This is a genomic window from Acinetobacter sp. ACIN00229, assembly GCF_016106645.1.
GTDB lineage: Bacteria > Pseudomonadota > Gammaproteobacteria > Pseudomonadales > Moraxellaceae > Acinetobacter > Acinetobacter oleivorans.
The window spans coordinates 177,180-189,609 of sequence record NZ_JADWOM010000005.1 but is presented as its reverse complement, the minus strand read 5'-3'; the positions used below and the strand labels follow the sequence as shown (position 1 = coordinate 189,609).

Sequence of the window (12,430 nt, the reverse complement as noted above, 5' to 3'; positions counted from 1 at the left end):
GTCACCCCTCAACTGCATTCCGACCTCGGGCCTTAGCTCTTAATAGCGAACGGTCAGCTTTCTCTAAAAGCTCGATCCAACTTGCTGCGCCTATGGCAAAACCAATACTGACAGACACATGCAATTTTTCATCTGAACCAGATAAACAGATCTCTTCTAAAGAAATCGCAATCCGAATTTTCTCTGCTAAAAGACGAGCATCTACAAATTGCACCTGTTCTAATAATATTAAAAACTCATCGCCGCCATAACGAACGATTAAATCCGAACTTCGAATATTTTGCTTTAATTGCTCGGCAATACTGACAATGACATGGTCACCCACAATATGCCCATATTGGTCATTCACCTGTTTAAAACGATCAATATCTATAATCATTAAACAGGTTTGCGTAAATTTTTGAGGGTAACTTTCAACAATTTTTAAATATTCAGATAAAGCTAGACGGTTGGACACACCAGTTAATGGGTCTGTATTGGCAATATTCTTTAATTGAAATTCAAAAGCATCGCGTTGCTGCAACATACGCTGTAATCGATCAATCGCTTCAAACAGGGAAAGAAATTCACCTTTTGTTGTCATATTCATCTCATCTGTCCAATGATTAGAACTACGCGATAAATCTAAAATTAAAGTCCTTGCTTTTATTAAAGGAGAAAAAACCCTTCTTTGTGCATAATTAAGCGTAAGTAAAGCCGTAGCTAAAGAAATTAAAGATATTAATAAAGTTAAAAGAAAACCTTTTCGGGCACTTATATTTTCTTGAGTTGCAATTGCTACACTTTCATCAAGAATATAACTTTGTAAATCAACCACTGTAGTAAATTTACCTACTATTGCTTCTGTCAATTGGGTGCCATTTAAATCATATGGCTCCCCTTTTTGGCTTTCATCTAATAGGTTTTGTACAATCGGAATACCCTTATCTATAAATTCTGATTTCACTCGAGCATATAACCGACGGTATTCAGGAGTCTTTGCCTGTTCAGGCTGCAAGGTATCGACCAAAATCCATAAATATCTAGATTGATGCTGAGTTTGCAGAGAACGTGCGCGATTATTACTTGGAATTTCTTCATTAAAGCTCACAGGAGCAATAATATTAGACGCCATCCGTCCCGCCTGATCGCGCATATCGGTTAGAACTATAATGAGCGTAAAGTAATTAGAAATACGGCTATCTTTACTTTTTAGCTGCAACATCAGTTTTTGCAGTATTTCCCTGCAATGATCCCAGACTCCAAACATTCCTAAAATAGCATTATCCATTTGAACGGAAGTTCTGGCTCTATAAGGAGTTTCACCGTAATAATCAACGACACGTCGAGCTTGTCTAAGATTTTCTTTGAAATTGGTTTGCAGCTCATTTGCTAATGAAACATAGCCTGCTTGTTTTAAGATAAGAATGCTTGTATCAATTTGCGCATCAACAATTAAACGAAACTTTTTTAATTCTTGCTGATTCTTTAATAAATCACTAGGACTGCTCGACATCATCTTATTGGCAGGAGCACGCTCCTTAGAAATTTTATAGGCAATATCTGCTACTGCTCTTAAACTTTTTATTTCGGCTAAGGCTTGTCTAGTTTTTATATAATCCTGATAGCTTCCCACAATAAGCGGTACAGCCATGAATAATAAGGACAAAATAATAACCAGCATAAAAAAGAACAGTCGATTACTAATATGCTCTGAACGTAATCCTGACATTTCTAGCTGGTACTCCGTAAATGTCCTGCCATTTTTAATACGATATAAATTAGGCTTAAATCCATCCTAGCATTTTAATAACTAGAATTTCATCAATAAAACCTTCATTTCTCTTTTAATAATTATACGGCTTCTAGATTTTAGTAAGCTTAAATAAATAGTATCGAAAAATTAAATGATTTTTATAAAAAAACTCTATTTTACAGATTAAAAATTTTTAGCAATGATAATAAACATATCTAGTTATCCTCTTGGATGCGCTTCTCCCAGCATCCACTGCCCAGCTTTAAGCTGGGTTCTTTTTGTTCTATTATTTTCCAATAAAGTTCATATAAATTTTCTTATAATTTTAAGATTTTCTTATAGATAAAAAAAAGCTCAACCTTGGGGAAAGCTGAGCTCGTAAAATCTGATGTGATACACACATCGTATCTGGGAAAGCACTTTAAATCCTAAAAACGTTAGGCAGTGAACTTTGCGATTGAATTATGTGACTTATCTCTACTTTTGTAAAGTCGATTAAATTAATCAGAATTCAAAATTTAATCGATTTTTCAACTTAAAATAGAGATTTCTTTTATTTTATTCACTTATATAATAATTAAAAATAGTTAAATTTTTTAGTTAAACTAATCTAAATATTGTTAACTACTCCTCAAAATAGTATGAATACGATAATAAATTGGTGAATTTTTACTCAACATGTAAGCAACTCTACAATTTACTTAATGTTAAAACCGATCATATTAATCATTTTTTCCAATCATAAATGTAATAACTTTTAAACATTTATTTCTAAATTCATTATGAAATATAATTATTAGCCTCTTGTAAATGTTCATTTTTTTATCAGGTTGACAATTTATTTTTCATTTGATCAGTTTTTCACCAATTTTAACATAAGTGTCAAATATCTTTAACATTCCTTTTTTTCATTATTGACTTCATAAATTGTTACAATACAATGACCCCAGCTTTATCTCTTGTTATTGCTGGAAATGATTATGAAAAAACTTGGTTTAGCCACTGCTGTACTATTAGCCATGACCGGTGCTCATGCTTATCAATTTGAAGTTCAAGGTCAATCTGAATATGTTGACACAACTGCAAACGATAAAAACTTCACTGGTGACGTTGCTGGTACATACTATTTAAAAAATGTTGATACCACTAAAGGTCCTTTAGCTGAAGCAGCTTTCTTGAACCAAGCTTCTAACGTATCTGTAGGTTACAGCTACCAACAGTATGACCAAGGCAACGTAAACTACCACGTTGGTACTTACGGTGTTAAAGGTGAGGCTTATGTTCCTACTCCTTACCTTCCTGTATATGCTAGCGCAACTTACAACCACACTGATGTTGATGGTAAAAACAACAACTCTAAAGATGACAACGGTGACCGTTATGCATTAGAAGTTGGTGCTATGTTGTTACCTAACTTCTTGATGACTGTTGGTTATACAAGTGTTGCTAACCAATTCGCTTTAGACAACTTTGGCATCATCAGCAACGGTATCTATACTGCTGCTAACCAAACTGCTGCGATTCAAGACGACCAAGATGCTGTTACAGCACGTGCTAAATATGTAGGTCCAATCGATGGAACTAACATGGCAATTGGTTTTGAAGCTGCTGGTGCTTTCGGTCAAGAAAACCAATACGGTTTGAAAACTGACCTTTACTTAACTCCTAAGTTAAGCGTTGGCGCATCTTTCGTTGGTAACGATGGTTCAGCTGACATCAAAGGTAATGACCTTGGTGAATTCCGTCAAGCTTGGGGTGGTAACGTAAACTACTTCATTACTCCAGCTGTAGCAGTTGGTGCATCGTACATGAAAGCTGACGTTAAAAAGTCTAGCTACGATACACAAACTATCGGCTTAAATGCTAAATTCCGTTTCTAATTTAATTTAGAAATCGAATTAAAAAAGGACTCAATTGAGTCCTTTTTTTATACTTAAATATTAGCTTCGCACAATATTTAAGAAATACAGATGACGTTCATATTGATCAATAATGTCTTGAATTAAATCTTCTTGCGTCCAATCCATTACATCATAGTTCTGACCACCCTCTCTTAAGAAAACTTCTGCTTGGAAATATTGTCCATCTTCGGCTTCAGTACGCCCAATTAAAAAACTTGGCGGTACTGTTTCACGTGGAACAACTTTATAAATAAAATTAATTTCATTGTGATGGTCCACCCGAAGCTGCATACCATCTTCAAGTTGGCTAATTGAAACCTCAAGATGACGGCGTCTAAATTCATGTTGAATATTTTCAAATGCACCAGCCACTTGCTTCTCAATATATTCACGCACTTCTTCTTCATTATGAGGATAGTGCATGATTAACCCTAGACGCTGTTGCCAACTCCTTGGATTATGAATTGCACGTGGTGTAATGCGTGCTTCCTGAATGGCTGTCATTTTTGTGACATCAAGATGTAAGGCCTTTATTAATCCCCAACTCATTAAGAGCATGACGACAGTAAAAGGTAACGCACTCATAATGATGGAAGCCTGAAGTGCAGCCAAACCACCGACTAGCAATAAAATAATTGCGAGCACAGCCATGAGTACCGTCCAGAACAGACGCTGCCAAGTTGGTGAATTTTCAGATTTAGCAGTTAAATAGTCAGTGACTAATGCCCCTGAATCAGCGGATGTCACAAAAAATAAAACTACCAGAATAGTTGCCAAGACATTCATCACTCCAGACCACGGTAAGTGACCTAAGAATTCAAATAATGCAACTGAGGAATCTTGCTGAACAGCCTGAATTAATGTTGTTTGATGTTCATGAATAATACTAAATAAGGCGGCATTTCCTAAGAAACCCATCCAGATAATGGTAAAGCCTGTTGGAATGAGTAAAACCCCAACAATAAATTCTCGAATGGTACGACCACGAGAAACTCTGGCAATAAACATTCCCACAAATGGCGACCAAGAAATCCACCAAGCCCAGTACAAAATTGTCCAACCACCAATCCAGCCATTCGGCTGATAGGCATATAAGTTGAATGTCATGGTAAATAGGTTAGAGATATATTGCCCAGTGTTTTGAATTGTCGTTTGAAGTAAATAAATACTTGGACCAGCAATGAAAACAAATATCAATAATATTAAAGCTAAAACTAAGTTTAACTCCGACAAACGTTTTACACCCTTATCAAGACCTAGAAACACAGATAAGGAAGCTAACATACTCACGAAAATAATGAGTAAGACTTGAATATTGGTGCTTTGCTCTACTCCAAATAAATAATGCAAACCAGAATTGATCTGGGTTACCCCAAAGCCAAGAGAGGTCGCTACACCAAATACAGTACCAATGGTCGCGAATATATCAATGCTATCGCCCCATGGCCCATAAATTCTCTTACCAATAAGTGGATAGAGTGCTGAACGGGTCTTTAAAGGTAAATTATGCCGATAGGCAAAGTAAGCCAAAGCTAACCCAACTACAGCGTAGATTGCCCAAGCATGTAGTCCCCAATGGAAAAAGGTAACTCTTAATGCTTGCTGTGCTGCATCAATAGTTTGAGCCTCACCACTTGGTGGATTAACATAGTGCATGACAGGTTCGGCAACGCCGAAGAACATCAGCCCAATCCCCATCCCTGCTGTAAACAGCATGGCGAACCAAGACCCATTGTTATAATCAGGCTGACTATGATCTGGTCCTAATTTAATGCGTCCAATCGAGGAGCAGGCAATGTAAATCAATAAGATGAGAAAGAAAGCAACAGATAAAACATAGAACCAACTAAATGAATCAGTGATCCACTGTTTTAATTGCTGTGTTAGAAGCTCAAAAGAACTCGGGGCGATCACAACCACTGCTAAAAACAAAGCAATAATAATGACCGTGCCCAAAAATACGTTAGGATTAACGTTTGCGAACCAACCGGACTGTTTGGAAGGCATAAATCCTCCATGTTATTTTAATGACGAGTGACAGGCTTAAATGCCAATAAGATATTCATAGAATGAACAAAGCTAGGGCTTTCAATAGAGAAAGCCGATAACACTCTAAATAAACTTAAAGAATATTGCAGTTACAAAGGTGTAAATAAATTAAAACACCTCCTCCATTATTTATCTGAATTTTTTTTAGGGAGGTGGGTAATATATTGTAAAGCAATTAGACGGGTGACGATTAAAGCTAAATACATGACTCCACAGAACATTTGCAGCATGGATAAAACGCGCGCTGGTGGAGTGATTGGCATGAGGTCGGATAAGCCTGTAGCCGACTGCAAGCTAAAGCTTAAAAAGAGTAAATCCAGCCAAGTTTGGAAAGCATGGGGGTTATTTGGATTTTGAAAGCTATAAGGGAAAATAAGCTGGCAAATGTTATATAAAAATGCAAAACCCCACGCAATCAGTGTAAAGACTGCTGCCGCCGCAAATAGTTCATCTCTTGTTAAATATCGGTCAGCGAACATATAACGAAATAAACCATAAGCCGCCGAAAAATAGGCCAAAGCTTCACAGCTATGGGCAAATAGTTGAATATATAAATTGCTATATCCCAACACAATCAGTACTGATGACAGAATTGCACCGCTTACAAATGTTAAGCCCAAAAAAGTAAACATCGGGGTCTGGCGAATAACTTTAGCAATCAATAATAAAGCAAGGACACCTAATGACCAGGTTAAAGTCCGATAAGGCAAACTATCAAATGTCAGCATGGCTAAAATCAATAAAATAAACTGAACCAGTAACAGCCATGCAGAAGGCAGTAAGCGAAAACTTGCCCAAAACTCAATAATAGATCGCATTATTATTTTCCTTGTTTCATTATGCTTTTTTGAGATTTAACAAATAATACTGTACACAAAATCAGGCAAACAAGTTGTTCTTTATTAATATCTAAACTCTAGATTGGAAATAAAATAAGTATAAAAAAGCCCCGTAGGGCTTTTTTAAGAATGAGCTAACAATATTCGTCTTAGTGATCCGATGCACCAGATGCACCAATACCTGTCATTGAACGAACATATTGAGCATCGAAAGCGGCACGCTCTTTTTTAGCACGTGCAGAGTTGTCAGTCACCGAGAAGAACCAACAGCAAAGGAATGACAATGGCATAGCAAACAATGCTGGACCATTGAACGGGTTGATTGGTGTATCAGAGATTTTTAAAGTATCTACCCAAACTGCTTTAGAAAGAACAATGAGTACTACTGCTGTTACAAGACCAACAACACCACCAATAACCGCTCCGCGAGTTGTTAAGCCTTTCCAGAACATTGAAAGAACCAGAATCGGGAAGTTTGCACAACAAGCTACAGAGAACGCTAAACCAACCATGAATGCTACGTTTTGCTTCTCAAACAAGATACCCAAAACCATTGCGAAGATTGCTAAGCCCAATGTCGCAATTTTTGACATACGAAGTTCAGAAGCAGGCGTCGTTTGACCTTTCTTGAATACGTTAGCGTATAAGTCATGAGAGATTGCAGATGCACCTGAAAGTGTTAAACCAGCAACAACAGCAAGAATCGTTGCGAACGCTACTGCTGAAATGAAGCCCATGAATAAGTCACCGCCTAAAGCGTCACTTAAATGCACGGCTGCCATATTGTTACCACCAACAAGCTCAAGTTTGCCTGTTACTGCCATTTTCGCAACATCAAGGAATTGCGGATTGTTTGATACGAAAAGGATCGCACCGAAACCAATAATGAAAGTTAAAAGATAGAAGTAACCAATGAAACCTGTTGCAACTACAACCGATTTACGCGCTTCTTTCGCATCTTTTACAGTGAAGAAACGCATCAGGATGTGTGGAAGACCTGCAGTACCGAACATCAACGCCAAACCTAGAGACAAGGCATCAATCGGGTTTGCGGCAAGTTTACCCGGCCCCATAATTTTTGAAGCATCGGCCAAACTGATGTCGTGTACTTTACTGAATACTTCAATTGATTGGCTAAACATGTTGCTGAAGCTAAAACCAACCGCTTTCATCACCATGAATGCCATGAAAGTTGCACCACTGAGTAACATGACCGCTTTAATAATTTGTACCCATGTTGTTGCCAACATGCCACCAAAGATTACGTATGCCATCATCAATAAACCAACGATGACTACAGCGATATTATAGTTCAAACCAAAGAGTAATTTGATGAGCTGACCCGCACCTACCATTTGAGCAATCAAATAGAATGCCACAACAACAAGTGAACTGACTGCTGCTAAAGTACGTACCGGTTTCTCTTCAAGACGGAATGAAACCACATCTGAAAGGTTATATTTACCTAAGTTACGCAAACGTTCTGCAACCAAGAATAAAACGATTGGCCAACCTACCATGAACCCAAGCGAGTAAAGTAAGCCATCAAAGCCTGAACTAAACACAAGTGCAGAAATACCAAGGAAAGATGCAGCAGACATATAGTCACCCGCAATTGCCAGACCATTCTGGAAACCGCTGATTCCACCACCTGCTGTATAGAAATCTTGTGTTGATTGGGTTTGCTTTGCAGCCCACTTCGTAATAAACAAAGTGAAACCAACAAAGATGACAAACATAATAATGGCATGCCAGTTGGTGGCTTGTTGCTCTGCTTCACCTAAGTCTGGACTTGCCATAGCCACTGTTGAATATAGCGATGCTGCTGCCAATAAAGCTTTCGCTTTTAATGAATTCCATTTCATATTAGTGTAGTCCTTTCTCATGCGTGATGGCTTCAACTTCCTTCAACGCTTCTTCACTCAACTGGTCAAGGGTATTATTCGCGATAAAAGAATACACACCACACAATAGGAAAGATAAAACGATAATTCCTAAACCTAGTGGGATTCCCCATGTCGTTACACCACCGCTAAATGAACTCATCAAAAATTCTTTGTTGTAGCCAACAAGCAGCATAAAACCCACATAAAGAACTAACATGATGATTGTGAGCGTCCAACTTAATGTACTTTTTTTCTTGACCATCTTTTGAAACTTTGGATTGCGTAGAATCTGTTCTACTTGGTTCTGATCCATAACCAAACTCCTTGCCCTGTGCCCAGCCTTGGCCACTTTTTAATAGTAGTTTCTCAGGATTAAAGTTAGCAAAATTACGTGTAATTCGTAACTTAGACTTTGGTCGTTAAAATTTAATCAATTTATAGCTTTGTTTCTGCTTGGGGTATGATAGGCACAAGGTTTTAATCATGTGAGTCATATGAACAGCTGGCTGATTATTGGGGTACTCACCCTTTATATAGCACTCTTATTTATTTGTGCTTTTTTTGGTGAAAAGCATGCCAGCCGTCTGAGTACACGTGGCCGCATGTTCTTGTTCAGCTTAACGTTAGGCGTTTACTGTTCATCATGGACATTTTACGGCGCGACTGGAGCAGCTGTTCGAGAAGGCGTCATTTTCTTGCCTATTTACTTAGGCCCTCTCTTATTTGTCTGGTTTGGTTATGACATTTGGCGACGTTTAGGTCGGGTACGCCAGCACCATGCGATTTCCTCAATTGCTGACTTTGTTGCGGCACGTTATGGGAAAAGTGGGGTATTGGCTTCACTGGTCACCATTTTGGCTGTAATCGCAATTATTCCCTATCTCGCTCTACAGTTACGTGCGATTGCTTTAAGTACTTCTGTCATTATGGAACAGAATGCTCATATCCATACAACCACCAATAGTGTTTTGCTTTTAACCAGTGTACTGGCTATTTTGGCCATGATTTTTGGTACAAGGCAAATTGCCAATACCGAGCAACATGGCGGTCTCATGTTAGCTGTGGCATTTGAATCTTTTGTAAAATTATTCGCGCTGATTTGCGTTGCTTTATTTTTTATTTTTGAAACACCAGCGAACCTTGTCCAAGTCACATCAGATGTGAACCAAACCTTTCAAGAAGTTCAGTTGTTTGGTGTGCCTGAAACTTTCTGGATTCAGACCTTATTGGCAGGTTTGGCAATTATCTGCCTGCCACGCCAGTTTCATGTCGCGGTTGTCGAATTACGAGATGAAAAACATATTCGCGGTGCACGCAAATGGTTTGCGGTTTATCTGATTTTAACAATTTTAGCCATTATTCCGATCGCAAGTTGGGCATTACATGCAGCACCGAAGTTCTTAACTGTGCCTGATGTTGCAGTACTCTCATTACCCCTGAGTTATAACCAAGAGTGGTTGGCTTTACTGGCCTTTTTAGGTGGGTTCTCTGCATCAACAGGCATGTTACTGGTTTCATCTGTTGCCCTATCTATCATGCTCAGTAACGACTTGATTATGCCTGCACTCTGGCGTTTTAAGTTGCTGTCACGTCACGATAAACATTTACCTAAAGTTCTTAAATTCAGCCGTCGTATTAGTATTGTCGCGGTGATGCTACTTGGCTTTTTATTCTTTCATTTCTTTAATGATATTAACCAGCTTTCAGTATTTGGTTTATTGGCGTTTAGTGCAGTTGCCCAATTTGCACCTGCTCTCATTGGTGGATTGTATTGGAGAGGCGGAAGCCGTCAAGGTGTCTATGCTGGCCTCATTATTGGATTTTTGATGTGGAGTTACACATTACTATTTCCAACGATTTTACGTAGTTTGCCAGAGGCCTATCAGGAAACTGCCCAAAGTATTTTGCTTTTTGGCCCTTTTGGAATTAACGCCTTACGACCAGAGTCACTTTTCGGTTTTGAATCATTTGCGCCACTTACACACGGTGTAATCTGGTCGCTTGGTTTAAATATTGTTTTATATATTTGGATTTCTAAACTTTACCGCCCAAGTGTGGCAGAACAAATTCAGGCAGAAAGCTTTTTCTACTATGAAACCAAACCCCTGCCATCACCACATACTTCTACTGATTTAACTTATTTACCGCACGATGCTGCACGTTTAAAAGTAGGTGACCTGTTCGCTCTTGCTAAAAGAATTACAGGTGAGCAACCAACAACACAAGCATTCGAGAACTTTTGCGAGCAAAATCATCTCACGCTCAACCCCAATAGCATCGCCAATGGCATGTGGTGGCGTTTTACCGAGCAATATCTAGCTGGCATTATCGGCGCAGCCTCTGCCCGTACTTTGCTCACTACAGCAATGATCAATAATGGCCTCGCATTAGGACAAGTCGCTAATATTTTAGACCAAGCCTCACAGTGGCAACGTTTCAATCAAAACTTGCTCATGACCATGATTGACCACATGACCCAAGGGGTAAGTGTGGTTGATAAAAATATGTGTCTGGTGGCTTGGAATAACCAATATTTAAAACTATTTGGCTACCCGAAAGACTTAGTTTATGTGGGTTGTCCAATTGCTGATTTAATTCGTTATAACGCTGAACGCGGCGAATGCGGCCCTGGTTCAGTCGAAGAACATGTTCGTAAACGTTTACACTGGATGAAAGTCGGAAGTGCACATGAATTTGAACGAATCCGTAAAGATGGACGCGTTATTCAAATGCGCGGTAATCCTATTTCAGGTGGAGGCTTTGTTACAACATTCGCCGACATTACTGCTTTCCGTGCAAATGAGGCAATACTTGAAGCCCGAGTAAAAGACCGAACTCAACAGCTTGCTGATGCTTTAACCGAGCAACAACTTGCGCGTGAACAAGCCGATATGGCGAATATGTCAAAAAGCCGATTTATTGCAGCGGCAAGTCATGATTTATTACAACCCATGCATGCGGCTCGTCTCTTTAGTACCGTTCTTGAACAAAGCATTGCAACAGAAGAAGACCGTCAAACTTTGCAACAGCTTGACCGTGCTCTATATGGTGCAGAAAGCATGCTCTCTGCCCTACTCGATATTGCGCGTTTGGAAGGCGGTAGCATACAGCCAAAAAGACAGCCTTATCCATTACATGATTTACTCAGTGATCTTGAACTACAGTTTAAATCGATTGCTGCTCAGCGAAATATTTCACTCAAAGTTCACGATGTATCATTCTGGATTGACACAGATCCACAATGGATACGACGTATTATTCAAAACTTTGTGAGTAATGCACTGCGTTATACTGCCAAAGGCCGAGTGATTGTCGGTGTTCTACGTTCGGCTCAAAAACCTGACCATATTCGTATTGGTGTTTGGGATACAGGCCCCGGTATTGCCGAAGAACAACGTATTAAACTGTTTCAAGAATTCGAACGCTGTGGGCATTTATCACCGTGGGGTGAGCAAGGCCTAGGCTTGGGTCTCGCAATTGTGCAGCGTATGACAGGTTTGTTGAATTACCCTGTTCATGTCTACTCTCAACTCAATAAAGGCTCCTGCTTTATGATTGAGGTTCCAGTTGTAGAAGCGCCAAAAGTAATAACTCCAACCGTACAGGCAGTGCCTTTAAAAACTAAAGCCTACCGGATTTTATGTTTAGACAATGATGAAACTATTTTAGAAGGAATGAGTAGCTTATTAGGTCGATGGGGTTATGAGGTTTTTAAAGCCACTGAACCAGAACAAGCACTTGAGATTATTCAAAAAGAGAATATTCAGGTCTGGCTTATCGATCAGCATTTAAATAACAACCAACTCGGTGTCGATTTTATTATGCAAAATCGACAGCATGACGTTCCGGTTGCTTTAATTACAGCGGACTCGCATCCAGAATTACCTCAACAATTGAAAGAACTGAATATCGTTTTACTCAAAAAACCGCTTAAACCAGCCTCTCTAAGAGCATGGCTATCGGGACTTAAAATTGCCAGCGCGGCAGATTAAACATTTTCCTCTCCCAAGCTTTTTATAA

Annotated in this window: 7 protein-coding genes; 2 read left to right on the top strand and 5 right to left on the bottom strand. The window is 39.0% G+C overall.

Going from position 1 to position 12,430, the window contains the following annotated elements:
- Nucleotide 1: 1 nt before the first annotated feature.
- Nucleotides 2-1,711: a GGDEF domain-containing protein gene (locus tag I7H67_RS06490; protein ID WP_198307401.1), complete on the bottom strand. Its 1,710-nt coding sequence runs from the start codon at nucleotides 1,709-1,711 to the stop codon at nucleotides 2-4.
- Nucleotides 1,712-2,715: 1,004 nt separating this feature from the next.
- On the opposite strand from I7H67_RS06490, the gene omp33-36 reads away from it, so the two are divergent.
- Nucleotides 2,716-3,615: a porin Omp33-36 gene (gene omp33-36, locus I7H67_RS06485; protein ID WP_192834089.1), complete on the top strand. Its 900-nt coding sequence runs from the start codon at nucleotides 2,716-2,718 to the stop codon at nucleotides 3,613-3,615.
- A gap of 60 nt (nucleotides 3,616-3,675) precedes the next feature.
- Here omp33-36 and I7H67_RS06480 read toward each other — a convergent pair whose 3' ends face one another.
- From I7H67_RS06480 to I7H67_RS06465, 4 genes are all read right to left on the bottom strand, one after another.
- Entirely contained in the window at nucleotides 3,676-5,643 is a 1,968-nt protein-coding gene (locus tag I7H67_RS06480; protein WP_198307400.1) for a BCCT family transporter, read from the bottom strand.
- A 167-nt stretch (nucleotides 5,644-5,810) separates the two neighbouring features.
- Entirely contained in the window at nucleotides 5,811-6,503 is a 693-nt protein-coding gene (locus tag I7H67_RS06475) for an ion channel (protein WP_198307399.1), read from the bottom strand.
- A gap of 170 nt (nucleotides 6,504-6,673) precedes the next feature.
- The gene (locus I7H67_RS06470) at nucleotides 6,674-8,389 is read right to left on the bottom strand and encodes a cation acetate symporter (RefSeq protein ID WP_004790007.1); all 1,716 of its coding nucleotides are present in this window, start codon (nucleotides 8,387-8,389) and stop codon (nucleotides 6,674-6,676) included.
- Nucleotide 8,390: 1 nt separating this feature from the next.
- Nucleotides 8,391-8,723: a DUF485 domain-containing protein gene (locus I7H67_RS06465; protein ID WP_005300680.1), complete on the bottom strand. Its 333-nt coding sequence runs from the start codon at nucleotides 8,721-8,723 to the stop codon at nucleotides 8,391-8,393.
- Between the two features lie 181 nt (nucleotides 8,724-8,904).
- Here I7H67_RS06465 and I7H67_RS06460 point away from each other — a divergent pair, with 181 nt between their 5' ends.
- Nucleotides 8,905-12,402, top strand: a complete 3,498-nt coding sequence (locus I7H67_RS06460) for a PAS domain-containing hybrid sensor histidine kinase/response regulator (protein WP_111855189.1) — start codon at nucleotides 8,905-8,907, stop codon at nucleotides 12,400-12,402.
- Nucleotides 12,403-12,430: the final 28 nt, after the last annotated feature.